At 73.2% G+C, this 24136-nt stretch carries 21 protein-coding genes and 1 pseudogene; 6 read left to right on the top strand and 16 right to left on the bottom strand.

What is annotated here, in order from left to right; genetic code table 11:
- Positions 1–157: 157 nt before the first annotated feature.
- Positions 158–1567, top strand: a complete 1410-nt coding sequence (locus AB0H28_RS16655) for an alkaline phosphatase PhoX (RefSeq protein WP_358040167.1) — start codon at positions 158–160, stop codon at positions 1565–1567.
- 52 nt (positions 1568–1619) lie between these two features.
- Here AB0H28_RS16655 and AB0H28_RS16650 read toward each other — a convergent pair whose 3' ends face one another.
- The 5 genes from AB0H28_RS16650 to AB0H28_RS16630 form a co-directional block, all read right to left on the bottom strand.
- A complete protein-coding gene (locus AB0H28_RS16650; RefSeq protein ID WP_358040164.1) occupies positions 1620–2021 on the bottom strand; it encodes a hypothetical protein in 402 nt (133 codons plus the stop codon).
- Positions 2018–2329, bottom strand: a complete 312-nt coding sequence (locus tag AB0H28_RS16645; protein ID WP_358040161.1) for a hypothetical protein — start codon at positions 2327–2329, stop codon at positions 2018–2020. The genes AB0H28_RS16650 and AB0H28_RS16645 overlap by 4 nt, the downstream gene beginning before the upstream one ends.
- A 10-nt stretch (positions 2330–2339) precedes the next feature.
- Complete coding sequence (locus AB0H28_RS16640) at positions 2340–2942, bottom strand: hypothetical protein (RefSeq protein WP_358040158.1); 603 nt, start codon at positions 2940–2942, stop codon at positions 2340–2342.
- Positions 2923–3363: a hypothetical protein gene (locus tag AB0H28_RS16635; protein ID WP_358040155.1), complete on the bottom strand. Its 441-nt coding sequence runs from the start codon at positions 3361–3363 to the stop codon at positions 2923–2925. Before AB0H28_RS16635 ends, AB0H28_RS16640 begins: the two co-directional genes overlap by 20 nt.
- A 77-nt stretch (positions 3364–3440) precedes the next feature.
- Positions 3441–3671: a winged helix-turn-helix domain-containing protein gene (locus tag AB0H28_RS16630; RefSeq protein ID WP_358040152.1), complete on the bottom strand. Its 231-nt coding sequence runs from the start codon at positions 3669–3671 to the stop codon at positions 3441–3443.
- Positions 3672–3905: 234 nt separating this feature from the next.
- Here AB0H28_RS16630 and AB0H28_RS16625 point away from each other — a divergent pair, with 234 nt between their 5' ends.
- The 3 genes and pseudogenes from AB0H28_RS16625 to AB0H28_RS16615 all read left to right on the top strand — a co-directional run bounded on the left by AB0H28_RS16625 (position 3906) and on the right by AB0H28_RS16615 (position 4667).
- Positions 3906–4112 (top strand): hypothetical protein, encoded by a 207-nt coding sequence (locus AB0H28_RS16625; protein ID WP_358040149.1) that lies wholly within the window; start codon positions 3906–3908, stop codon positions 4110–4112.
- A complete protein-coding gene (locus AB0H28_RS16620; protein WP_358040146.1) occupies positions 4109–4402 on the top strand; it encodes a hypothetical protein in 294 nt (97 codons plus the stop codon). Before AB0H28_RS16625 ends, AB0H28_RS16620 begins: the two co-directional genes overlap by 4 nt.
- Positions 4399–4667: pseudogene (locus AB0H28_RS16615) on the top strand (hypothetical protein). Before AB0H28_RS16620 ends, AB0H28_RS16615 begins: the two are co-directional and overlap by 4 nt.
- Positions 4668–4679: 12 nt before the next feature.
- Here the strand turns inward: AB0H28_RS16615 and AB0H28_RS16610 are convergent.
- From AB0H28_RS16610 to AB0H28_RS16595, 4 genes are all read right to left on the bottom strand, one after another.
- Positions 4680–4946 carry a hypothetical protein gene (locus AB0H28_RS16610; protein WP_358040143.1) on the bottom strand — a complete coding sequence of 89 codons (267 nt, stop codon included), beginning with the start codon at positions 4944–4946 and terminating at the stop codon, positions 4680–4682.
- Complete coding sequence (locus tag AB0H28_RS16605; protein WP_358040141.1) at positions 4879–5379, bottom strand: hypothetical protein; 501 nt, start codon at positions 5377–5379, stop codon at positions 4879–4881. The genes AB0H28_RS16610 and AB0H28_RS16605 overlap by 68 nt, the downstream gene beginning before the upstream one ends.
- Positions 5380–5506: 127 nt before the next feature.
- On the bottom strand, positions 5507–8188 hold the full coding sequence (locus tag AB0H28_RS16600; RefSeq protein WP_358040138.1) for a hypothetical protein: 2682 nt from the start codon (positions 8186–8188) through the stop codon (positions 5507–5509).
- A gap of 123 nt (positions 8189–8311) precedes the next feature.
- Complete coding sequence (locus AB0H28_RS16595; RefSeq protein ID WP_358040135.1) at positions 8312–9097, bottom strand: SGNH/GDSL hydrolase family protein; 786 nt, start codon at positions 9095–9097, stop codon at positions 8312–8314.
- 200 nt (positions 9098–9297) lie between these two features.
- Between AB0H28_RS16595 and AB0H28_RS16590 the strand changes: the two genes are divergently transcribed.
- Positions 9298–10833 carry a M1 family metallopeptidase gene (locus AB0H28_RS16590; RefSeq protein ID WP_358040132.1) on the top strand — a complete coding sequence of 512 codons (1536 nt, stop codon included), beginning with the start codon at positions 9298–9300 and terminating at the stop codon, positions 10831–10833.
- Between the two features lie 4 nt (positions 10834–10837).
- On the opposite strand, the gene AB0H28_RS16585 is transcribed toward AB0H28_RS16590, so the two are convergent.
- From AB0H28_RS16585 to gltB, 3 genes are all read right to left on the bottom strand, one after another.
- Positions 10838–11365, bottom strand: a complete 528-nt coding sequence (locus tag AB0H28_RS16585; protein ID WP_358040129.1) for a hypothetical protein — start codon at positions 11363–11365, stop codon at positions 10838–10840.
- Positions 11366–11487: 122 nt separating this feature from the next.
- Positions 11488–12993 carry a glutamate synthase subunit beta gene (locus AB0H28_RS16580; protein WP_358040126.1) on the bottom strand — a complete coding sequence of 502 codons (1506 nt, stop codon included), beginning with the start codon at positions 12991–12993 and terminating at the stop codon, positions 11488–11490.
- Positions 12986–17680 carry a glutamate synthase large subunit gene (gltB, locus tag AB0H28_RS16575; protein WP_358040123.1) on the bottom strand — a complete coding sequence of 1565 codons (4695 nt, stop codon included), beginning with the start codon at positions 17678–17680 and terminating at the stop codon, positions 12986–12988. Before gltB ends, AB0H28_RS16580 begins: the two co-directional genes overlap by 8 nt.
- 145 nt (positions 17681–17825) lie before the next feature.
- Between gltB and AB0H28_RS16570 the strand changes: the two genes are divergently transcribed.
- Entirely contained in the window at positions 17826–18668 is an 843-nt protein-coding gene (locus AB0H28_RS16570; RefSeq protein ID WP_358040120.1) for a GNAT family N-acetyltransferase, read from the top strand.
- A gap of 18 nt (positions 18669–18686) precedes the next feature.
- Here AB0H28_RS16570 and AB0H28_RS16565 read toward each other — a convergent pair whose 3' ends face one another.
- The 4 genes from AB0H28_RS16565 to trpB all read right to left on the bottom strand — a co-directional run bounded on the left by AB0H28_RS16565 (position 18687) and on the right by trpB (position 24132).
- A complete protein-coding gene (locus tag AB0H28_RS16565) occupies positions 18687–19874 on the bottom strand; it encodes an NAD(P)/FAD-dependent oxidoreductase (protein WP_358040117.1) in 1188 nt (395 codons plus the stop codon).
- Between the two features lie 11 nt (positions 19875–19885).
- Entirely contained in the window at positions 19886–21187 is a 1302-nt protein-coding gene (gene lgt, locus AB0H28_RS16560) for a prolipoprotein diacylglyceryl transferase (RefSeq protein ID WP_358040114.1), read from the bottom strand.
- Between the two features lie 910 nt (positions 21188–22097).
- Positions 22098–22901 carry a tryptophan synthase subunit alpha gene (trpA, locus tag AB0H28_RS16555; RefSeq protein ID WP_358040111.1) on the bottom strand — a complete coding sequence of 268 codons (804 nt, stop codon included), beginning with the start codon at positions 22899–22901 and terminating at the stop codon, positions 22098–22100.
- Between the two features lie 4 nt (positions 22902–22905).
- A complete protein-coding gene (trpB, locus tag AB0H28_RS16550) occupies positions 22906–24132 on the bottom strand; it encodes a tryptophan synthase subunit beta (protein WP_358040108.1) in 1227 nt (408 codons plus the stop codon).
- Between the last annotated feature and the right edge of the window lie 4 nt (positions 24133–24136).

Here is a 24136-nt window from a genome sequence, read left to right as displayed (position 1 = left end):
GAGGGAACCCTAACGGACGGGCGCGAGCGGAGCACGACGCGCTCGGCACCCGAGGTTCGTCCACTGTTCACCCGGCGGGCGCCGGTCCCGCCGCCCACCGTTCCCGGGACCCGGCTTGCCTGCCAGTGCAACCTCGTGTGCACAGGAAGGCGACGACGTGACCTCCTCTCCCCTCTCCCGGCGGGCGCTGCTGGGTGGCGCGGCCGGCGGCCTCGGCATCGTGGTGGCCGGCAACCTGGACGCCATCGCCGGCCCGGCGGCGGCCCGGGCCGCGTGCCGGCCCGCGGCCGGCTACGGCGATCTGGTGCCCGACCCGGCCGGCCTGCTGGCCCTGCCGCCGGGCTTCTCCTACACCGTCGTCGCCGAGGCGGGCGCGACGCTGCTGGAGTCGGGGCAGCCGACCCCCAGCGACGCCGACGGCACCGGCTGCTTCCGCGGCCCGCGCGGCTCGGTGCTGGTCAACAACCACGAGATCGGCGGCAGCGAGCCCCACCCGGTGCCGGCGCTGCCCGGCCTCACCTACGACCCGGGCGCGCACGGCGGCACCACCACCATCGAGGTGGACAAGCACGGCCGGCGGCTGCGCGAATACGTCAGCGTCGCCGGCACGCACAACAACTGCGCCGGCGGCATCACCCCGTGGGGCACGTGGCTGACCTGCGAGGAGACCGAGCAGCGCGCCGGCGGGCAGTTCCTCAAGGACCACGGGTACGTCTTCGAGGTCGACCCGCACGACCGGTCCGCCAACACCGACCCGGTGCCGCTGACGTTCCTCGGCCGTTTCTCGCACGAGGCGGTGGCGGTCGACCCGTACACCCACTCGATCCACCTGACCGAGGACGCGAGCGGCCCGAACGGCCTGTACTTCCGGTGGACGCCGCCGCCCGGCTTCCGGGCCGGCAAGGGCGCGCTGCGCGCGCTCGCCCAGCGGCCCGACGGCGGCACCGCCGGCACCCTGGAAGCGATGCGCTGCCTGCGCGGCGACACGCACGTGGCCGACCTGTCCGAGGCCACCACGCCCGGCACCCGGTACAAAGTGGAGTGGGTGGAGGTGCCGGACCGGGACGCCCGGACCGTGTCGGTGCGCAAGCAGTTCACCGACGGCGAGGTGACCCGCAGCCGCAAGCTGGAGGGCGCCTGGTGGGGCGACGGCGGAGCCTACTTCGTGGCCAGCTACGCCCGGCACACCGACGGCAGCGTCAACGAGCACGACGGCCAGGTCTGGTTCTACGACCCGCGCCGGCAGACCGTCACGCTGAAGACCATCTTCGGGGTGAACACCGACCCGGAGGCCGACAGCGGCAACTACGACGGGCCGGACAACATCACCGTCTCCCCGTACGGTGGGGTGATCCTGGCCGAGGACGGCGAGGGGGTGTCGCACCTGGTCGGCGTCACCGCGCAGGGCAAGGCGTACCCGCTGGCCCGCAACGAGCTGAACGACAGCGAGTTCACCGGGCCGACGTTCAGCGCCGACGGGAAGATCCTGTTCGCCAACATCCAGACGCCGGGGTACGTGTTCGCGATCACCGGGCCGTGGGGGCGGCCGAGCAACGCACACCGCTGAATTGTGTCGGCCGGCGGTTCCCGTCACGGGAGTCGCCGGCCGGCACGCCCGGTCAGCCCGGGAAGGCGATGACGGGCAGGTCTCCCCCGTCGCCGTACGCCTTACCCTCGCTGGTCAGCACGCTGGCGTCGTGATCGAGGACGGCCATCGCCGCCGCGGCGAGGTCGGCCCGGCCGGTGAGGCGGCGCCAGTATGCCAACTCCAGCCAGTCCTCGCCCCAGGTTGGCAGAACCGCGCAGGCGGGACGCTCCAGCAACCGATGCAGCACCGCACGGTCACCCGGATCGTCGATCATCGCCAAGGCCTCGGCCACGACGACCGCCGGCACGCCGAAGCGCACCCCGTCGTGCGCGACCTCGTGCAACGGTTCGGCCACATGCATCGAACCGGCCACGTATCCGACCAACGCCGAACGGTCCAACACCAGGCGGACCGGCGGTCCAGCAGCGGTCATGCCGCCGGCGCCTGAGGATCTGTCCCGTCGAGCATCTCCCGCGCCGCCCGACGCGACCGCTCGCGCAACGCCTGACGACGACCGGGCGACCATTCCTGTTCCACCTGGGCGCGCTGCGCCCGCGCACGAGCACGACCCTCGGCGGAAACCGTCATCCCACGCCGGGCCAGTTCGGCATCGAGATCCTCGGCGCGCATCCGCGCCCGCACGGCGTCGACGACGTAGGCGCTCGCGTTCGGCTCACGCTCCAGACGCTCCGCGACGTCCGCGGGCAGCGAGAACGACTTCTTGCTCACCGGGCTGGTCACACCAGGAATGCTATCGCATCGCACCGCTAGTCACCGTGCGCCACGCGGGATCCAGCGTGCCGCTCAGGGCGCGCTGCCCGAGTCCACCACCTTCCCACCACTTGGTCGTCGACCTGATGCGAACCTCCTTACGCGCCAGGTGGCGAACGGAGACGGCCGTCACCCTGGCCACGGCGAACGCCGCCGTATGGGGCTGCGGGTGAGGGTGGTCGGCCCGCCAGAACGCGAAGACGAGGACCAGGCCGCCGTCGTTTAGGTAGGCATACTTCGACACGTTGTCGACGGTCTCGCCCCACTGGAGGAACAAGAATCGCTCCCGGAACGCGCTCTGGTCCCCGTGCAGGCGTCGGAAGTTCTCCTCCGGCGTCCGGCCCGGACAGTCGACGTGCCGCCGCTTACGGCAGCCCGGATAGGGGCAGGGTGCGACCTCACCCTGGCGCACCAGCGCCGCCGTCGACCGCAAGGCAGCGCAGAAGCGCGGCAGGACGGTCCAGTTGTCGTGGGCAGTCAGCAGTGCGCCGGCGGCCCAGAGGTCGACGACGCCCAGCGCCAGAGACTTCGCCCCGCCGACCTTCACGGCGAAGGTGGCGCGGTCACCGAAGCGTCGAGTCATCGGCGTCCTGGTGCCGGACGACGCCGTGAGCGATCGTGCGGAGCGCGTCCGCGTCCGCCGCGTCCGGGTCGACCAGCACGTCGACCGCCAGACCGGGTTCGACGATCCAGAACGCTTCGGCGTCGCTGGTCAGGCCGGGTCCGTCGGGGTGGGCGAAGTCGGCAAGCTCCCAGATGGCGGCGTCGCGCTCGTGATACGCGGCGAGGAACTCGCGGAGGGCAGTCAGATCGGCGAGACGCTCACCGTGGAGCACGTGCACCCGCAAGTCGACCTGGTAGCCGCCCTCGACCTGGCGCTCCCAGACGCGGGTGGCGAAGCGGACGTCCTCCCACTCGGTGGCGAAGTCCGACACCGAGTCACCGACGCCGGTCGGCAGATGTGCAATGTGGAAGCCGTCCAGCTCCCCGCCGCCACGCGCCATCCCGCCTTAACTCCAGACCATGGAAGGAAACGGCCCTCAGGAGGGCCCGCCGTTTCCAAGATCTCGCATTCTCCGGGTCAGCGCGACCCGGGGCGCTCGGCGACGAACACGCCGAGGCCGTGCACGCCCTCCACCCATCCCTGCGTCTGAAGCACGAGGATGGCCTGGCGGACTACTGTCGTCGAGACGCTGTGCTCTGCCTTGAGCTGCGCCGTGGACGGCAACTTGTCCCCCGGCGCGAGTTCTCCTGACTGAATCTGAGTGCGGAGCTGGTCCGCGAGCTGTTCCCACTTCGGTTTGACGGGCATATGGACTCCCAGGTCTGCCCCGCCATTCGATCACGCACGACTAGCCATGACAAGCAACGTGTTGTCGTGCTTGCATTGCGTGACTAGGCGTGTAAAGCTCGATCTGACCGGCTCCCAGGTCTGCAAACCGGAGTTGGTCTGTTCCCACCGCGCAGAGCGCTCGGCCGACCAATCCCCCGGACGGCCGGGCGTGCGTACCTGTCACCCACACGTCGCACCCCGACGGGAGGCCCGATGGGCGAGCGCACCGACGATACGTCCCCCGCAGAATCCTTTGTCTCGGCGCAGGACATCGAGGACGCCGACGACATCCTCTTCGCCCACCCGCCACGCAGGGTCGTCCGCTGGGTGTGCGGCTGCGGCGAGGACTACCCCTGCCTGGAGGTGGTCTACGCACGCCTGGTCAAGGCCGCCGTGACCGGTCCCGACGAGCCACGGTGAGCGCGCATCCGATCCGGGCGGGAGATTTTCTACGGCTCGACCGTGCGGCGAGCGTGCAGTTCTGTCGCCCGATCACCGTGCGCGTCATTCGCGAGATCACCGACCGCCGAACGTTCGACGGCTGGGCATGGATCGAGGTGTACGAGTTGAACGACAGGGGCGATGCGGTCGCCAAACGAGAGTTGTTCGTGCAGCCGGCTGGACTGCGCCGGCTGAACGCGAGGGCCGGCGAGCACCCAGCCGCGAGCCGGATTGCCCCCACCACCACACCACTGCTGGTGCCAGCATGAACACCGACACCCGCCCGCATCTACCCATGCGCCCACTCTGGATCTGCCGGCACTGCGCTCACCCGTGGCCGTGCGCGGAGGCTCGGCTCGCCCTGCTGGTCGAGTACGCGGGTGACCGCCTCGCCCTGTCGGTCTATCTGTGCGGACAGCTCTACGACGCGGCTGAAGAGCTGCATCGCCTCAACCCGACGAGGCGCCGAGTCCACAAGCGCTGTTCGCGCGATTCATCGGCTGGGCACCGCTACGCTCGCCGCCCCTTCCGTGAGGACAAGCTTCGCTACGCCTCTGCCGCGAGATCCTTCGACCTCGACCCGAGCGCCTCGGCGATGGCGGCAAACTCGGCCAGGGCTGCTTGCAGATCGTCGACGATCTCCTGAGCGATCACCTCGGGTGGCAGCAGCGAGTCGGCATCCTCCAGCGACGCATCCTTGAGCCAAGTGATGTCCAAGTTCACCTTGTCGCGGGCGATCAGCTCGTCATAGGAGAACGCGCGGAACCGCTCGAGAGCCGCGAGCTGCTTGAGGGCGGGACGGTCGATCTCCACGTGCCACGTCACAGATCAAGCTCCCGCTTGCCTGCTCCCATGGGACGCCGCTCGCCCGGCCGGCGCGGTAGGCGGCCAGGCGGTCGGCCGCGTCCGGCAGTTCCCGCAGATCGTCGAGCATGTCCTGCAACGCCTCGACCATGGCCCGGGCAAGTTCGTCGTCCCGGCCCGCCTCCACGCTGGCGATCCAGGTCTGGAGCAACCTCTCGCCACTCACCGGATCACTCTCGACAATGGGCTCCACCACGGCGAGCAGCCCTTCGACGATCGTCTCGATGTCCGCCTGACTGCGCTCGGCGGGCACGACCGCAGCGACACGACGACCGCTGCGGGTGAGGTAGACGACGTTGCCGTCGACCGCCCGGTCCACCGCCTCGGTGGGGGCAGGCGAATGCTCGGGAACCTCGAATTCGTAGGCATGAGCAGCGGACATGCCTGAGATGCTAGTCCGTCTCCACGCACCTTCGGCGTAGACAACGCCGAAGGTGCTCACCTGTGCGGTCCTCGTAGACCTTGGTACGCAGGCGCCCTCGGAACGGCGTGCGCGTACCAAGATTCAGCTATCGCGACGTCGTCGTGCGGCAGCCCGGATCCGGACCGGCGTCGGCCAGGCCGCAGTGGAACACCTCGACCGGGGCGGCGTCGACATCGGGCACCTTCGCCACGGTGAGCAGCGCCAGGCGCTTCGCGACCGGCTCGCCGGAGTCCGGGGCGTACCGGATCAGGCCGCTGACCCCCGGGTAGCCGCCGGCGGCGTTCTGCCGCAGCACCTCGGCGTGCACGCCGACCGGGTTGACCGCCCGCGGCTCCCAGCGGCGGCCGGTGTCGGCGTGCCGCAGCCGGGCGGCCAGGCTCTCCAGCGCGCGCACCATCATCATCGCGGCGTCGTAGGCGAGGCTGACCCGCTCGCCGACCGGCGGGCCGGCGCCCTCGCGGCAGCGCGGCGGGTCGAGCAGGTCGTCCGCGCCGATCCAGGTGAGGAAGCTGCCCCGGGCGTCGTCGCGGGCGGCCTGCGCGGCCCGCAGCGCGGCGCAGGTGGCCAGCGACGCCTTCGACACGTACGTGACCGGCAGGTTGCCCGGCGCGCTGGCCCGCAGCCCAGGGTTGGCCATGTAGCGGTTCACCGAGTCGTCGGTGACCAGGTGCCGGGGCGGGTTCGAGCCGCACTCCTTCAACGCCCGCAGGAACCCGTCGAACTCCGACCAGCGGCCGGCGAAGAAGAGCATCCCGGAGTAGCCGCACTCCTGGGTGAGCCGCCGGCCGCTGCGCCACTCGTCGAGCCGGGTGATCCGGTCGCCGAACCGTTCCCGCAGGCCGTCGACCAGGGTGGCGACGTAGAGGTCCCGGGTCAGCGAGCTGCCCTCGCCGGTGGTCCAGTAGACGTGCGCCTCCCCCACCCGCAGCACCTGCCGGGCGTACGCCTCGACCATGGTGACCTGATCCCGGTTGGGCGCGGACATGGCCAGGTAGAGGCTGGAGTTGGCGTCCATCCGGTCGGCCGACAGGGTGGGCGCGAGCACCGGCAGGCCGACCCGGTTGAGTTCACGCAGCGCCGCCGCCGTGCTGGCGCGGCTGTCCACCAGCCCGACCACGCCGAGCACGCTCGGGTCGTCGCGGGCCAACCCCTCCAGCATCCGCACGGCGTCGCCGGCGTGCCGCATCTGCCGGCCGGCGTTGGCCACCACGATGTGCAGCAACGCCGCGTCGTCCGCCGCCGCCGACTCCTTCAGCAGCGCGTACTGGGCGGTGGCCATCCCCTCCAGTTCCTCCCGCTCGGAGACGTAGGACTCCTCGTCCGCGCGGGTCCGGTTGCCGGTGAGGCTGCCCAGGTAGACGAGCGTCAGATAGGGGCGGCGGTGGTCGCTGCGCCGCCACACCTCCTCGGTGGCCCGGTTCTGGGCGAAGATGCGCCGCTGCACGGCCCGCAGCCGGTCCTGCCCGGGCTCGCTGTTGAAGACCTGCCCGGCGGTGTCGCTGTAGCCGACGCACTCGCCGCCGACCAGGCGCACGCTCACCCGGTCGGTCGGCCAGGGCCGGCAGTCCGGCGCCCACCGTCCGTGCGCCCACACCCCCACCCCGGCGAGCAGCATCAGGGCCACCGCCGCGGGCAGGAACCGCCGCGCCCACCAGGGCGGGTCCGGCGCGGTCAGCGCCGGCGGAGCGACCCCCGCGGGTACGCCGCCCGCGTCGGGCGTCGCCGCCAGCACCATCAGCCAGGTGCCGGGGCGGCGCAGCCGCCGGCGTTCCGGCAGCGCCTCGGCCCACTCCTCGTACGCCTCCTCGGCCTCGACCAGCGGCCGGGACGCGGCCGGTTCCGGCGGCGGGTCGGCGGCGACCGCGACCACCAGCAGCGGATCGTTGCGGCCGGTCTCGTTGCGGACCTCGTCGAAGATCCGGACCAGGGTGTGCCCGACGTTGTCCGGGCGTACGCCGTCGAGCAGCACCACCGGGTAGGCGGTGCGACGCCAGTCCCCCGGCCGCCAGAACCGCCGCCGGTAGGCCAGCCGCAGGTCCTCCAGGAACGCGTGCAGCAGCAACTTCTCCACCTGTGCCGGGTGCTCGCCGTCGCGCCAGCCGGCGGTGAGCCGCTCGGCGAAGCCGAGGAACGTCACCGACTGCCGGGGCGCGAGATACTGCTGGCGCATGAACCAGCGGTACTGCCGGCCGACCACCGGCACCCGGCCGGACACCGCGATCCGGAACACCACGCTGGGCACCGCCCGGCGCAACAGCCACAGCAGCAGTTGCAGCACCGCGCCGAGCCCGGAGTCGCCGCCCACCTGGGGGTCGTCGCCGGCGCGCCGGCCCCGCCAGTCCCGTAGCCGGCGCACCAGCGAGGCCCGGCCGCTGTCCGCGGCGTCCACGTCGACGGCGAGTGTCTGGTGCATCAGCCAGTCGGCGAGGGGATAGTGCCGGAACCGCAGCCGGGGCGCGCCGAACGCCTCCAGGGAGAGCTGCCGGTGCAGCTCCCGCAGGGCCGTCGCCACGTCGTCGGTGGGCGGCCGGTCGGTCAGGTCCAGCACCGCGTGCGGCACCCGACGCCCGGTGCCCCGGGCGGCGAAGCGACGCAGCAGGGCGGGCACCGCACCGTCGCCGGCCGGCCGGAGCAGCCACAGCAGCGGCAGCCGGCGGTCGCCGCGGCGGGGCCGTCGCAGCAGGCGGGCCAGCAGGGTGAGCAGTTCCAGCCCACCGGCCGGAAGCTGCTCGCGGGTGGGCCGCGGGCGGGTCACCGGTTCGCGCATGGTCACCTCCGGGTGACTGCGGGTGTCGCACCATTGTCGACACCCCACGCAACCCCCGCCACGGGTGTAAGGAGGGGCCCCTTGTTAACAGACGTCTGTTAACAAGGGGCCCCTCCTTACACCTCAGCCGATGGCGGCGGTGAGGGCGGCCAGGTAGCCGTAGCGGTAGCCGTTCGCGTTCGGGTGGTACGCCTCGATCACCCCGGTGACGTCGCGGATCCACGGGTCGGCCGCGCACACGCCGTGCCCGGTGAAGTACGGTCGCGCGTCGACGAACGTGGCGCCGGCGGCGCCGGCCCGGCCGGCGGTGACCCCGTTCAACACGTCGGCGGCCTGGTTGAGGATGGTCCGCTTGTAGCTGCTCATGGCGAACAGGCCGCACGAGCCGGTCTCGAACAGGCGCGGGTAGCCGAGCACCACGAGCCGCGCGTTCGGGGCCCGCCCGCGGATCGCGGCGTAGGTGGCGTCCAGCCGGGCGGGCAGCGTCGCGGTGGCGAACGCCTTGGCCCCGGCCACCGCGTTCTCGCAGCTCGACGTGCTGCCGAAGCGGCAGCTGGTCATCACGTCGGCGAAGCCGGCGTCGTTGCCGCCGATGGTGATGGTGACCAGGGTGGTCGAGGCGCTGAGCTGCCCCACCTGGTTGTTGAGCACGTCGGCGGTGACCGCGCCGCCGCAGGCCGGGAAGCGGAAGCTGGTGACCGCGTGCGCGGCGGCCCAGAGCGGGGCGTACGACTTCTGGCTGCGCAGGCAGGTGGACAGGTCGTACGGTCCGGCGCCGACGCCGGAGGAGTAGGAGTCGCCGAGGGCGACGTAGTTGACGGTGGCCGCCCGGGCGGCGCCGGGCAGGAGCACGGCGCCGAGGACGGCCGCCAACACCGCGGCGAGGGCGGTGCGGACGCGACGGGACATGACAGGACCTCCACGGGACAGGGGGGTGGTGGAGCCCGTTGACCGCGCGCGTGGCCGAGGGGTCGTGCTTGTTACTAGTCGGTAAGGCTATCGAAACATTCGCAAGAATTGAATAGCTCTCCGGCCCCGTTCGGGGCGGATGCGTTTACATGTGTCGATTAGGTTGACGGGGCGTACAACCGACGGAGGGAGTCCCACCCGTGCCACGCGCACTCTCGGCGGCGGTCGCCGCCCTGACCCTCACCACCGCCGTCACCACCGTGACCGGCGCACCCGGCCAGGCCGCCCGCACCGGATGGGGCCGACCGCACGTCTCGGCGGCCACCCCCACGCCGGGCAGCCCCGGGCTGGGCGACAGCTACTTCCCCGACTACGGCAACGGCGGCTACGACGTCGACCACTACGACATCCGCCTGCGCTACGAGCCGGCCACGGACCGGCTCAGCGGCACCACGACCATCCTGGCCACCGCCACCCAGGACCTGTCCCGGTTCAACCTCGACTTCGCGCTCGACGTCGAGTCGGTTCGGGTCAACGGCTGGGTCGCCGGCTCCGCCCGCGCCGGCGACCACGAGCTGGTGGTCACCCCGCCCCGGGCGTTGGTCAAGGGTCAACAGCTCACCGTCGTGGTGAAGTACGCCGGCGTTCCCTCGCAGACCAAGGTCTACGGCTACACCGGCTGGACCCGCACCGCCGACGGCGCGCTGGCCGTGAACGAGCCCGAGTCGGCCTGGTGGTGGTATCCGAGCAACGACCACCCGAAGGACAAGGCCACGTGGGACATCTCCGTCTCGGTGCCGACCGGCCTCGAAGTGGTCAGCAACGGCGTGCAGCCGCGCGACCCGCTCCCCGAGGCCGGCAACCGCACCCGATGGAGCTGGCGCAGCGTCAAGCCCGGCGCCACCTACCAGGCGTTCCTGGCCATCGGGCAGTACGACATCGTCACCGACACCGCGCCGAACGGGCAGCCGGTGGTGAACGCGTACAGCACCACGCTGGGCGAGCGCGGGCCCGCCGCCCGGGCCAGCATCGAACGCACCGCCGAGATCGTCGACTGGGAGAGCGGCGTGTTCGGCCCCTACCCGTTCGAGGCGCAGGGCGGCGTGGCCGGCCCGGTCGACGGCATCGGCTTCGCCCTGGAGACGCAGACCCGCCCGGTCTACGGCCCCGGCTTCTGGCGGCGCGGCTCGAACCCTTACGTGGTGGTGCACGAGAACGCCCACCAGTGGTTCGGTGACTCCGTCGCGGTGGCGGACTGGCGCAACATCTGGCTGAACGAGGGCTTCGCCTCGTACGCGGAATGGCTCTGGTCGGAGGAGCAGGACGAGGGCACCGCGCAGGAGCTGTTCGACTTCACCTACGACAGCTACCCGGCCGACTCGGAGTTCTGGCAGGTGCTCCCCGGCGACCCGGGCGCCGGCCGGGTCTTCGACGGCGCCGTCTACGACCGCGGCGCGATGGCGCTGCACCAGATCCGGCTGGCCATCGGCGACCCGGCGTTCTTCCGGATCCTGCGCACCTGGACGGCGCGGCACCAGTACGGCAACGGCACCACCGAGCAGTTCCAGGCGCTCGCCGAGCGGATCGCCGGCCGGGACCTCGACGCGGTGTTCACCACCTGGCTGTTCACCGCCGGGCGGCCCGAGGTGGGCACCTCGGCGCGTACCTCGGCGGCCCCGGCCCGGCCGGCCTCCTGGTCGAAGATCCGGGCCGCGCACGACCTGCTGCACCGCTGAGGGATCAGGTCGGGCGGGGCTCCCGCGCGAGCGGGGCCCCACCCGACCCCACCGCCGCCTCGACGGCGCGGATGTGCCGGTAGGCGAGCCAGAGCGGCGGGAACGCCCCCACCGCGAACGACAGGTCGACGAGCGTCCAGAACCAGGGGATGTCCCGGATCGGGCCGCAGATCAACGCCAGCGGCACGATGCCGACGCAGGCGATCATCCCGACCTGGACCACCCAGACGTTGCGCACCGGGTCGCGCAACGGCCCCCAGAACGCCACCGCGAGCACCAGGTGGGCGAAGGCCAGCCAGTCGGTGCCGTAGAGCAGGAACGGATAGTCCCGGTCGGCGGTCACCAGACCGGTGTGGACCCGCTCGATCCAGCTCACCAACGCCGGCAACCCGCCGGCGAGCGGATCTAGCGCGGCCAGCAGCCACCGCACCTCCAGCTCCAGCGGGAACGCGGTCACCCCGCTGAGGAAGAGCCCGACCAGCACCACCCAGAGCCAGCGGCGTGCCCGCCGCAGGCGTACCTCGACGTCCATGTCCGCAGCGTAACGATGATCTTCGTACCTTCGGGGTCCCGCCGGAGGAGACGTGCCCCACGCCCGGCGGGTGTTAACAGGGGCCCCCTCCTATACCGCAGGCGTTAACAGGGGGCCCCTCCTTACCTCGCGGCGAGCGGTTGCCGGGCCGGGGTGACCGGAGCGGGCAGGTCGCCCACGCCGCCCAGGTAGGCGTGGACCGCCGCCGCGGCGGCCCGCCCCTCGGCGATCGCCCAGACGATCAGCGAGGCGCCCCGGTGCATGTCCCCGGCGACGAAGACCCCGTCGGCCGCCTGCCAGTCGGAGCGGGCGTCGATTGCGCCGCGGCCGTTGCGGGCCACCCCGAGCTGGGCCAGCAACGGCTGCTCCTCGGTGCCCTCGAAGCCGATCGCGAGCAGCACCAGATCGGCCGGAATCTCCCGCTCCGAGCCCGGCAGCGGGGTGACGATCCGCCGGCCGTCGACCTTCTCCACCGTCACCTCGGCGATCCGGACGGCCCGGACCTGGCCGGTGCCGTCGTCGACGAACTCCTGCACCGCCACGGCGAAGACCCGCGCACCGCCCTCCTCGTGCGCCGGATAGGAACGCAGCACCCAGGGCCAGGTCGGCCACGGGTCGCGGGCGCCGTCGCGGTCGGCCGGGGGCTGCGGGTAGAGGTCGAGCTGGTGTACGCCGGCCGCGCCCTGCCGGTGGGCCACGCCCAGGCAGTCCGCGGCGGTGTCACCGCCGCCGATGATCACGACGTGCTTGCCGGCCGCGTCGATCGGCGTGCCGTCCGGCAGCACGGCGAGGGCGGGCCGACCGTCCCCGGCCGCTGCGACCACCTTGTTCGCCGCGACCAGGTGCGCCATCGCCTGGTGCACGCCGCGCAACGCCCGGCCCGGCGTGTCCGGGGTGTCCCGGCCCCGCAGCGCGCCGCAGGCGAGCAGCACCGCGTCGTGCTCGGCGCGCAACTGCTCGGCGGTCACGTCGACGCCGACGTCGACGCCGGTGCGGAGGCGCACCCCCTCGTCGACGAGTTGGGCCACCCGGCGTTCGACGTGGTGCTTTTCCAGCTTGAAGTCGGGGATGCCGTAACGGAGCAGGCCACCCGGGGCGTCGTCGCGCTCGTACACGGTGACGCCATGGCCGGCGCGGGCGAGCTGCTGCGCGGCGGCCAGCCCGGCCGGGCCGGAGCCGACCACCGCGACGGACCGGCCGGTCGGCGCCGACGCGGGCCGGGGACGCAGGCCGCCGCGGGCCACCGCGGCGTCGGCGATCTCCACCTCGACCTGCTTGATGGTCACCGGCTGCTGGCCGCCCAGGCCGAGCACGCAGGCCGCCTCGCACGGCGCCGGGCAGAGCCGGCCGGTGAACTCGGGGAAGTTGTTGGTGGCGTGCAGCGACTCCACCGCCGCGTCCCAGTTGCCGGTGCGGACCAGATCGTTCCAGTCGGGGATGCGGTTGCCCAGCGGGCAGCCGTCGTGACAGAACGGGATGCCACAGTCCATGCACCGGGTGGCCTGCTCGCGGACCAGTTCCTCGCCGGCCGGCGGGTAGACCTCCCGCCAGTCCGTGATCCGCACCGGGACCGGACGGCGGGCGGGCAGCCGCCGGTCGTAGCGCAGGAAACCGTTCGGGTCAGGCACGAGCCACCTCCTGGGCGGCCACCCGCGGCGCGGGCGGCAGGGACGCGGCGGCGGGCCCCGGCTGCGCCACCGGGGCGGCGGTCGCCGCCAGGGCGCTCATCACCGCGTCGTCGACGTCGTGGCCGGCGGCTTCGGCGGCCCGCATGATCTCCATGACCCGGCGGTAGTCCCGGGGCACCACTGCGGTGAACTCCTCCACCGCCTCCGGCCAGCGCTTCAGCAGCGCCTCGGCGACCGCCGAGGCGGTCTCCGCGAAATGCCGCTGGACCAGCTCGTGCAGCCGGTCGCGCTCCTCGTCGCGCAGCGGGGACAGGTCGACCAGCTCGGCGTTGACCAGCCGCCGGTCGAGCCGGTGCACGAACGCGGTGCCGCCGGACATGCCGGCGGCGAAGTTGCGCCCGGTCGGCCCGAGCACCACCACCGTGCCGCCGGTCATGTACTCGCAGCCGTGATCGCCGAGCCCTTCGACGACGGCCACCGCGCCGGAGTTGCGCACCGCGAACCGCTCGCCGACCCGGCCACGCAGGAACACCTCGCCACCGGTGGCGCCGTAGAGGATCGTGTTGCCGGCGATGATCTGGTCCTCGGCGCGCCGGCCCGGTTCGGCGTCGTCGCCGACGAACGGTGCGGCGTGGTCCGGCCGGACCACGATCCGCCCGCCGGAGAGCCCCTTGCCGACGTAGTCGTTGGCGTCGCCGTGCAGCCGCAGCGTCACGCCGCGGGGCAGGAACGCGCCGAACGACTGGCCGGCGGTGCCGTGCAGCAGGAACTGGACGGTGTCGTCGGGCAGCCCGCCGCCGCCGAAGCGGCGGGTCACCTCGCCGCCGAGCATCGCGCCCACGCTGCGGTGCTCGTTGCGGACGTCGATCTCGACCCGCACCGGGGTGCCGTCGCGCAACGCCGGGCCGGCCAGCTCGATGAGCCGGTTGTCCAGCGCCACGTCGAGGCCGTGGTCCTGGGCGCGGACCCCGCGCCGGGCCGTTCCCTCGGGCAGCTCGGGCAGGTGCAGCACGCGGCTCAGGTCGAGCCCGTGGCCCTTCCAGTGGTCGATCGCGCCGACCACGTCGAGCAGCTCGGTGTGCCCGATCGCCTCGTCGATGCTGCGGAAGCCCAGCTCGGCCAGGTAGCCCCGGACCTCCTCGGCGAGGAAGAGGAAGAAGTTCTCCACGAACTCCGGCCGGCCGGTGAACCGCTCCCGAAGCACCGGGTTCTGGGTGGCGATGCCGACCGGGCAGGTGTCCAGGTGGCAGACCCGCATCATCACGCAGCCCTCGACGATCAGCGGGGCGGTGGCGAAGCCGAACTCCTCCGCGCCCAGCAGCGCCGCGACCAGCACGTCCCGGCCGGTCTTGAGCTGGCCGTCGACCTGCACGGTGACCCGGTCGCGCAGCTTGTTGAGCAGCAGCGTCTGCTGCGCCTCGGCCAGCCCCAGCTCCCAGGGGGTGCCGGCGTGCTTGAGCGAGTTGAGCGGGGACGCGCCGGTGCCGCCGTCGTGCCCCGAGATCAGGATGACGTCGGCCTTGAGCTTGGCCACGCCGGCCGCCACGGTGCCCACGCCCACCTCGCTGACCAGCTTGACGTGCACCCGGGCGGCCGGGTTGACGCACTTCAGGTCGTGGACGAGCTGCGCCAGGTCCTCGATGGAGTAGATGTCGTGGTGCGGTGGCGGGGAGATCAGGCCGACGCCGGGGGTGGCGTGCCGGGTCCGGGCGATCCACGGCCAGACCTTGTTCCCGGGCAGTTGCCCACCCTCGCCGGGCTTCGCGCCCTGCGCCATCTTGATCTGGAGGTCGTCCGCGTTGACCAGGTATTCGCTCGTCACGCCGAACCGGCCGCTGGCGATCTGCTTGACCGCCGAGCGCCGTGCCGGGTCGTGCAGCCGCTCGACGTCCTCACCGCCCTCGCCGGTGTTGGACTTGCCGCCGAGCCGGTTCATCGCGATCGCCAGGGTCTCGTGCGCCTCCGCGGAGATCGACCCGTACGACATGGCGCCGGTGGCGAAGCGCTTGACGATCTCGGTGGCCGGCTCGACCTCGTCCAGCGGCACCGCCGGGCGCACGCCGGTGCGCAGCGTGAACAGCCCGCGCAGCGAGCCCGCCCTCGCGGCCAGCTCGTCGACCTTGGCGGTGTACTGCCGGAAGACGTCGTACTGGCGGCTGCGGGTGGCGTGCTGGAGCAGGAAGACGGTCTCCGGGTTGAACAGGTGCAGCTCGCCCTCGCGGCGCCACTGGTATTCGCCGCCCACCTCCAGCCGGTCGCTGGTCTCGGCGCCCGGCGCCGGCCAGGCCAGCGCGTGCCGGGCGGCCACCTCGGCGTGGATCTCGGCCAGTCCGATGCCGCCGATCGTGCTCGGTGTGCCGCGGAAGTAGCGGTCGACCAGGCGGGTGTCCAGGCCGACCGCCTCGAACACCTGGGCGCCGCAGTACGACGACACGGTCGAGATGCCCATTTTCGACATGATCTTCAGGACGCCCTTGCCGAGCGCCTTGACGTAGTGCCGGACCGCCTTCGTCGCATCGACTCCGACCAGCGCGCCGGTGGAGATCATGTCCTCGACCGACTCGAAGGCCAGGTAGGGGTTGACCGCCGCCGCGCCGTAGCCGATCAGGACGGCCGCGTGGTGCACCTCGCGGCAGTCGCCGGACTCCACGATCAACGCCACCTGGGTGCGGGTCTGCTCGCGCACCAGGTGCTGGTGCACCGCGGCGGTGAGCAGCAGCGACGGGATCGGGGCGAGGTCGGCGTTGGAGTCCCGGTCGGAGAGCACCAGGATGCGCACGCCGTCCTCGATCGCCTCGGAGACGTGCCGGCAGATCTCGGTCAGCCGGGCCTTGATGCCGGCGCCGCCGTCGCGGATGCGGTAGAGGCCGGAAACCCGGACCGCCTTGAACCCGGGCAGGTCGCCGTCGTCGTCGATGGAGAGGATCTTGGCCAGCTCATCGTTGTCGATCACCGGGTGCGGCAGCACGATCTGCCGGCAGCTCGCCGGCCCCGGGTCGAGCAGGTTGCCCTCCGGGCCGATGGTGGACGCCAGGCTGGTCACCAGCTCCTCCCGGATGGCGTCCAGCGGCGGGTTGGTGACCTGGGCGAAGAGCTGATGGAAGTAGTCGTAGAGCAGCCGCGGCCGGGTGGACAGCGGGGCGATCGGGGTGTCGGTGCCCATCGAGCCGAGCGGCTCCGCGCCGCTGCGGGCCATCGGGCCGAGCAGGATCTTCAGCTCCTCCTCGGTGTAGCCGAACGTCTGCTGCCGGCGGCGCACCGAGTCGTGGGTGTAGACGGTGTGCTCGCGCGCGGGCAGGTCGTCCAGCTCGATCAGGCCGGCGTGCAGCCACTCCTGGTAGGGCTGGGCAGCGGCCAGCTCGGTCTTGATCTCGTCGTCGGAGACGATCCGGCCGTTGACGGTGTCGACCAGGAACATCCGGCCCGGCTGCAACCGGCCCTTGGCCACCACGGTCGCCGGGTCGAGGTCGAGCACGCCCGCCTCGCTGCCCAGCACCACCAGGCCGTCGCTGGTGTGCCACCAGCGGCCCGGACGCAGGCCGTTGCGGTCCAGCACGGCGCCGACGATCTCACCGTCGGTGAAGGCGACCGAGGCGGGACCGTCCCACGGCTCCATCAGGCTGGCGTGGAAGCGGTAGAACGCGCGCTTGTCGGCGCGCATGTCCGGGTCGTTCTCCCACGCCTCGGGGATCATCATGAGCACCGCGTGCGGCAGGCTCCGCCCGGCCAGGTGCAGCAGCTCCAACACCTCGTCGAAGTTGGCCGAGTCGGACGCGGCCGGGGTGCACACCGGGAAGACCCGGCGGATGTTGCCGGGCAGGTTCGGGCTCTTGAGCAGGGCCTCGCGGGCCTGCATCCAGTTGCGGTTGCCCCGGATCGTGTTGATCTCGCCGTTGTGGGCGATGAGCCGGTAGGGGTGCGCCAGCGGCCAGGACGGAAACGTGTTGGTGGAGAAGCGCGAGTGCACCAGCGCGATCGCGCTGTCCACCCGCTCGTCGGTCAGCTCCGGGTAGAACGCCGGGAGCTGGTCGGGGGTGAGCATGCCCTTGAAGACCATGGTGCGGCCGGACAGCGACGGGAAGTAGGCCGGCTGGCCCCGCTCGGCGGTCTCCCGCTCGACCTGCTTGCGCAGGCAGAACGCCACTCGGTCCAGGTCCAGCCCGGTCAGCGGGGAACCGGCCGGGCCGGCCGGCGAGTCGGTCAGCCGGTGTGCGGCCACGAAGAGTTGCCGGACCCGGGGCAACGCCGCGAGCGCGGTCTCGCCCAGGTCGGACGGGTCGGTCGGCACCGTCCGCCAGCCCAGCACGTCGGCGCCCTCGACCAGCGCGTACTTGTCCACCACCTGGCGGGCGCGGGCCTCGGCCGCGTCGTCGTCGGGCAGGAAGACCAGGCCGGTGGCGTACTGGCCGGCCGGGGGCAGTGGGAAGTCGACGGTCGCGCGCAGGAAGGCGTCCGGCACCTGGATCATGATCCCGGCGCCGTCGCCGGTGTTGTGCTCCGCGCCCCGGGCGCCCCGGTGGTCCAGCCGCCGCAGCGCGCCGAGGCCGTTCGCGACGACCTGGTGCGAACGGCGCCCGTACAGGTCGGCCACGAAGGCCACGCCGCAGGCGTCGTGCTCGTACGCGGGGTCGTGCAGACCCGTCGTCCGCGGGGCCGGCTGCGGGCTTTGAGGGTACGGAAAGGCCACCGGTCCTCCTGTCGTCACTCAGGTTGGTGCATGGTGGGGACGACGTCGGCCCGCTGGGGTTTATTGAGTCTACGTTAGGGCGTACGGCACAAGGCCAGTTCAGATTGATCACACTTCCAGATGCTGGGACGTGTAGTCTCGCGCGGTGGATCTCGCGCGAGCTGACGTACTCGACCGGTTGGAGCGGTTCTACGACGCGGTGCCCCGCGACGGGGCGCGGACGGAGGAGTTCGACTCCCTGGTGCTGTTCGTCCGCGACGGCGCCGGTTGGCCGTTCTACGCCCGCCCCCGTCTCGACGCCACCGACGCGCCCACGCTGGCCGAGGTGACCGCCGTCCGCACCCGGCAGCGGGAACTGGGCCTGCCGGAGGCGTTCGAGTGGGTGCACGAGCACCAGCCGGACCTGCTGGCGGTGGCCCGCTCGGCGGGGCTGAGCGTGCTGGAGGCGCCGCTCATGGTGCTCGAACCGGAGCGGTTGCCCGATCCGGTGACACTCAGCGACGTACCGGTGCGGGTGCTGGACCCGGCCGACCCGGGCTTCGCGGCGGACATCGCGCTGCGCCGGGCCGTCGCCGCGGTCGGCTTCGCCCACGGTGGCACCGCGCGGGGCGAGGCCGGGCCGGCGGAGCGGGACGCCGCGCTCGCCCGGTTGGACGTGGACGCGCTGGAGGAGGAGGCGGCCCGGGTGGGCGACGGCCGGCGCGTCTCGGTGCTCGCCGGCACCGCGGCGGAGGGCGCGCTGGCCAGCGGCATGGCGATGCGGGTCGGCGACGTGGCGGAGATCGCCGGGGTGGCCACCCTGCCGTCCGCCCGGCGGCGCGGGCTGGGCGCCGCGGTGACCGCCACGCTGGCCCGGGAACTACGCGCCGCCGGCACCGACCTGATCTTCCTGAGCGCGGGCAGCGAGGAGATCGCCCGGGTCTATCTGCGGGTCGGCTTCCGCCGGGTCGGCACGGCCTGCATCGCCGAGCCGGCCGCGGTCATCTGAGCGCCGGCCCGCGCCCGGTCAGGACGGTGGTTGCCAGTCGGCGGCGGCCGCGGCGGCCGTGTTGCGCAGCCGCGGGCTGATCGTGCCGAGCGCGGCGTCCCGGGCGCGCAGCGCCAACCGGCCCCGGGCCTGCAACACTGCCGACATCCGGCGGGTCTGCCGGACCATGGTCGCCGCCCGGGGACGGCGCAGCCGGTCGTAGGCGGTCACCGCGTCCGGCAGCCGCGACTCGCGCAGCAGCCCGGCGAGCGTGGCCGCGTCCTCGAACGCGAGACAGGCGCCCTGCCCGAGATGCGGCGGCATGGCGTGCGCGGCGTCGCCGAGCAGCACGACGCCGCCCGGACCGACGCCGAAGCCGTACGCCCGGGGCAGCGGCCGCAGCTCGCGGACCTCCTGCTGCACCACGTCGGCCGGGTCGGTCGCCTCCAGCAGCGTGGCGATCGGCACGGGCCAGCCCGCGAACCAGCGCTTGAGCAGGGCGAGTTGAACCTCCGGCGGCTCCGGCCGGGGTGCGCCCGCCGCGGTGGCCACCCAGTAGATGCCGCCCCGCCGGGAGGCGCCGGCGGCGCCCCGCTCGCCCAGCGAGGCGGCCACGAACCGGTAGCCGGCGCCGAGTGTCTCGCCGTGCGCCGGCTGGTCGTCGGGGAACTGCGGGGCCCGGTACCAGGGGATGACCGCCCGCCAGGCGGCGCATCCCGAGCTCACCACAGCGGTCTCCGGGGCGAGTTGCCGCCGGATCTCGCTGTCGGCGCCGTCGGCCGCCACCACCAGGTCCGCCTCGAACAGGTGCCGACCGTCACCCACCGCGGGCCGCTCACCGGCCGCCGTGCGCACGCTGCGCACGGTCACCCCGGTACGCAGTTCCACCCGATCCCCCAACCCGGCGATGAGCGCGTCGTGCAGGTCCTCCCGGTGCACCACCACCGGCATCCGATCGGCCGGCGTGGGGCGGGGCTGCACCAGCCACTGCCCGTCCGGGCGGCGGATCCCCCCGTCGGGCAGCGGGGTGGCGATCGCGTCCAGCCCGGCACCGAGGCCGAGGGCGCGCAGCGCGCGTACCCCGTTCGGCCAGAGCACCACGGCGGTCGCCTCCGGCCGGACCCGGTCGGCCCGTTCCAGCAGCGTGACCTGCCATCCGGAGCGGGCCAGCACGCCGGCCACCGCCATCCCGCCGAGGCCGGCGCCGACCACCACCGCGCTGCGCATGGTTCCCCCGCTCAGCTGTCCCGGTCCGCCGGGCGCCCGCCGGCGTCCGTCCGCCCGCGGCGCTCGCCCTCGTCCGGCCCGCCCGTCGCGGCCCGGTCGTCGGCCGCCGGCCCGCCCGTCGCGTTCTGGTCGTCGGCCGCGGCGAGGTCGGGCCCGCCGCCGGCCGCCGCCCGGTCGGTTTCGTCGTCGCCGGTGGCGGCCCGGTCGGCCGGGTCTTCGTCGTCGGTGACGGCGCGGTCGGTCGGTTCGCCCTCGGTCGCGGCACCGTCGGGCCCGTCGGTCGCCGCGGCCTCCGCCGGGGGCAGCGCGCCGGTCGTCCGGTACGCGCGGAACTGCTCCTCGGTCACCACCCGGTAGCCGTCGGGTGCCACCGTCGCCGCCCCGGCCTCGCGGGCGGAGAGGTCGACCTGCGACACGTCGCCGGCCGGCGTCACCGGCACCGCCGGCTCACCTATCGGGATGAGGTATTCCCGTGGGCCACGCGCCTGGACGAAGTAGGCCAGCGCGCCGAGGAAGACCAGCGCCGCGGTCCAGACGTTGAGCCGGACGCCGAGGATGTGGTTGGCCTCGTCGGTGCGCATCAGCTCGATCCAGAACCGGCCCGCCGTGTAGCCCATCACGTAGAGCGCGAAGGCCCGGCCCCGGCCGAGCCGCAGCTTACGGTCGAGGACCAGCACCAGCGCGGCGACGCCGACGTTCCAGATCAACTCGTAGAGGAACGTCGGATGGTAGAGCCCCGGTTGCAGGACCGGGTTGCCCGCGTCGTCGCGGAGTGCGTGACCCGGATTGTCCGGGTCCATCACATGCACCTCCAGCCCCCACGGCAGGCTGGTGCGTCCGCCGTACAGCTCGTTGTTGAACCAGTTGCCCAGCCGGCCCACGGCCTGCGCCAGGGGCATGCCCGGGGCCAGCGCGTCGGCGACCACGGTGAGCGGGATGCCGAGCTGCCGCGCGGCGAGCCAGGCGCCGACCGCGCCGCCGGCCACCGCGCCCCAGATGCCGAGACCACCTTCCCAGATGGCGAACGCCTTGAGTGGCTGGCCACCGTCACCGAAGTATTTCTCCGGCGAGGTGATCACGTGGTAGATCCGGGCACCGATGATGCCCGTGGGCACCGCCCAGACGGCGATGTCGAGCACCGCGCCCGGCGCGACGCCACGGCGGCGCAGCCGGTACTCGGTGACCGCGCAGGCCACCACGATGCCGGCGATGATGCAGAGCGCGTACGCCCGGATCGGGACCGGGCCGAGCTGCCAGACGGCGGTGCTGGGGCTGGGCAGGGCCGCCAGGGGGGTCATCGGGGCGAGGGTCACGGGTGCACACGGTACCGGTGCGGACCGTGTGCGCGGCACCCCGGGCCGCCGCGGCGCGCGGGCCGAGACCGCGCGCGGGCCGACCACGGCGCACGGGCCGACCACGGCGCGCGGGCCGACCACGGCGCACGGGTCAAGGGCGGCGCCACGGGCAGGGGCGGCACCCGGATCGGAGGCGACGTGTCCGGGACGCGCGTCGGCCCGGTTCGGCCCGGAGTGCCCTGACCGATGCCTTTGGAGCTGACGTCACAAACGACTCACGGGGCTCGGCCGGGCAGTCGCCGAACGTCACCGCCGCACGGCACGAGCCTCGACCGACGAAGCACGGCGGGCGATGTCACCAACGACTCAGCTCCAAAGGCAGTCGCGGGCCGTCCCGGCCGCCGCCCGGCGACGGGCGGGCGGTCGGCACCGGGAGCGCGATGCACGCCGACGGGACACGGGCCTAACGACGGACACGGCCAACGACCGGACACGGCCCGCCGGCAGGACACGCCCAACGACCGGACACGCCCAACGACGGACACGCCCAACGACGGACACGTCCAACGACGGACACGTCCAACGACCGGACACGCCCAACGACGGACACGCCCAACGACGGACACGTCCAACGACGGACACGTCCAACGACCGGACACGCCCAACGACCGGACACGCCCCGCCGGCAGGACACGCCCAACGACCGGACACGCCCCGCCGGCAGGACACGCCCAACGACCGGACACGCCCCGCCGGCAGGACACGCCCAACGACCGGACACACCCAACGACAGGGTGCGGCAACGACAGGGTGCGGCACGGCTTGCCGACAGGACCCGGCCCCGACGAGACACGGTCCGCGGACGAGTGCAGCACGCCGGCTGGACGGCACGGCCCGGCCGGCGGCGGGTGGCCGGGCGCCGGGAAACTCAGCGCAGCGGGTTGCGGACGCCCTCGGCCAGCTCGGCGCTGAGCGTGCGCAGGGCGGTCAGGCCGGCGGCCTGGTCCGGCGCGTCGAGCACGCACCGCACCAGCGCACTGCCCACGATGACCGCGTCGGCATAGCCGGCGACGGTGGCGGCCTGCGCGCCGGTGCCCACGCCCAGCCCGACCCCGACCGGCAGGTCGGTTACCCCACGCAGCCGGGAGACCAGGACCGGCGCCGCCTCGGAGGTCTGCGCGCGTGCGCCGGTCACCCCCATGATCGCGGTCGCGTAGACGAAGCCGCGGCAGTGCTCGGCGGTCATCCGCAGCCGGGCGTCGGTGGAGGACGGCGACACCAGGAACGTGCGGTCCAGGCCGTGCGCGTCGGAGGCGGCCAGCCACTCGGCGGCCTCGTCGGGGATCAGGTCCGGCGTGATCAGCCCGGTGCCACCGGCCGCGGCCATGTCGCGGGCGAACGCGTCCACGCCGTACTGCTCGATCGGGTTCCAGTAGGTCATGGTGACCACCGACGCGCCGGTCGACGCGACCGCCTCGACGACACGCAGCGTGTCGGCGGTGCGCACGCCACCGGCCAGCGCGATGTCACTGGCCTTCTGGATCACCGGGCCGTCCATCACCGGGTCCGAGTAGGGGATCTCCACCTCGATGACGTCGACGCCCGCCTCGACCATGGCGGTCACGGCGGCGATGCTGCCCTCGACGGTCGGGAAGCCGGCCGGCATGCAGCCGATCAGCACGGCCCGCCCGTCGGCCCGGGCCTTGTCGAAGGCGACCCCGATGCGGCTCACGCTGTCACTCCTTGTCGAGGATGCCGAAGTACGCCCCGGCCGTGTGGACGTCCTTGTCACCCCGGCCGGAGAGGTTGACCACGATCACCGGTTCCCGGCCCAGCTCGGCGGCCAGGGCCGGGGCGATCCGCCGGGCGCCGGCCAGCGCGTGCGCGCTCTCGATCGCCGGGATGATCCCCTCGGTGCGGCAGAGCAGCTCGAACGCGGCCATCGCCTCGGCATCGTCGACCGGCTGGTAGGTGGCCCGGCCGGCGTCGTGCAGCCAGGCGTGCTCCGGCCCGACGCCCGGATAGTCCAGGCCCGCCGAGATCGAGTGCGACTCGATGGTCTGGCCGTCGGCGTCCTGCAGGACGTAGGTGCGGGTGCCGTGCAGGACGCCCGACGAGCCGCCGGTGATGCTGGCGGCGTGCCGGCCGGTCGTCACGCCCTCGCCACCGGCCTCGAAGCCGTAGAGCCGCACGTCGGCTTCGGGCACGAAGGCGTGGAAGATGCCCAGCGCGTTGGAGCCGCCGCCGACGCAGGCCGCGACCGCGTCCGGCAGCGCACCGGTCAGGTCCTGGCACTGCTGGCGGGCCTCCACCCCGATGCCGCGCACGAAGTCGCGGACCATCTCCGGGAACGGGTGCGGCCCGGCCGCGGTGCCGATCAGGTAGTGGGTGTCGTCGACGTTGGCGACCCAGTCGCGCATCGCCTCGTTCATCGCGTCCTTGAGCGTGCGCGAGCCGGCCGTCACCGGGACCACTGTGGCGCCGAGCATCCGCATCCGGGCCACGTTGAGCGCCTGCCGCTCGGTGTCCACCTCGCCCATGTAGACCACGCAGTCGAGGTCGAACAGGGCGGCGGCGGTCGCGGTGGCCACCCCGTGCTGGCCGGCGCCGGTCTCCGCGATCACCCGTCGCTTGCCCATCCGCCGGGTGAGCAGCGCCTGGCCGAGCACGTTGCGGACCTTGTGGGCGCCGGTGTGGTTCAGGTCCTCGCGCTTGAGCAGGATCCGCGCGCCCACCTGGGCGGAGAGCCGCCGGGCCTCGTACAGCAGCGACGGGGTGCCGGCGTAGTCGCGCAGCAGCGCGTCGAACTCGGCGCGGAACTCGTCGTCGCCCATCGCCTTGCGGTAGGCCGCGTCCAACTCGTCGAGCGCGGCGACCAGTGCCTCGGGGACGAACCGGCCGCCGAACCGGCCGAAGTGGCCGGCGGCGTCGGGGACCTGGCTGGCTGCGGGTACGGCGCTCATCGCG

The sequence above is a fragment of the Micromonospora sp. NPDC050980 genome, from assembly GCF_040653835.1.
GTDB lineage: Bacteria > Actinomycetota > Actinomycetes > Mycobacteriales > Micromonosporaceae > Micromonospora.
The sequence above is the reverse complement of the archived record's forward strand: the minus strand, read 5'-3'. Positions and strand labels throughout refer to the sequence as shown.

Bases quoted from the DNA above. Each gene is read 5' to 3' on its own strand.
- AB0H28_RS16650 (WP_358040164.1), bottom strand. From the start codon at position 2,021: ATGACCGCTGCTGGACCGCCGGTCCGCCTGGTGTTGGACCGTTCGGCG.
- AB0H28_RS16640 (WP_358040158.1), bottom strand. From the start codon at position 2,942: ATGACTCGACGCTTCGGTGACCGCGCCACCTTCGCCGTGAAGGTCGGC.
- AB0H28_RS16635 (WP_358040155.1), bottom strand. From the start codon at position 3,363: ATGGCGCGTGGCGGCGGGGAGCTGGACGGCTTCCACATTGCACATCTG.
- AB0H28_RS16630 (WP_358040152.1), bottom strand. From the start codon at position 3,671: ATGCCCGTCAAACCGAAGTGGGAACAGCTCGCGGACCAGCTCCGCACT.
- AB0H28_RS16625 (WP_358040149.1), top strand. From the start codon at position 3,906: ATGGGCGAGCGCACCGACGATACGTCCCCCGCAGAATCCTTTGTCTCG.
- AB0H28_RS16605 (WP_358040141.1), bottom strand. From the start codon at position 5,379: ATGTCCGCTGCTCATGCCTACGAATTCGAGGTTCCCGAGCATTCGCCT.
- AB0H28_RS16600 (WP_358040138.1), bottom strand. From the start codon at position 8,188: ATGCGCGAACCGGTGACCCGCCCGCGGCCCACCCGCGAGCAGCTTCCG.
- AB0H28_RS16595 (WP_358040135.1), bottom strand. From the start codon at position 9,097: ATGTCCCGTCGCGTCCGCACCGCCCTCGCCGCGGTGTTGGCGGCCGTC.
- AB0H28_RS16585 (WP_358040129.1), bottom strand. From the start codon at position 11,365: ATGGACGTCGAGGTACGCCTGCGGCGGGCACGCCGCTGGCTCTGGGTG.
- AB0H28_RS16565 (WP_358040117.1), bottom strand. From the start codon at position 19,874: ATGCGCAGCGCGGTGGTGGTCGGCGCCGGCCTCGGCGGGATGGCGGTG.
- trpB (WP_358040108.1), bottom strand. From the start codon at position 24,132: ATGAGCGCCGTACCCGCAGCCAGCCAGGTCCCCGACGCCGCCGGCCAC.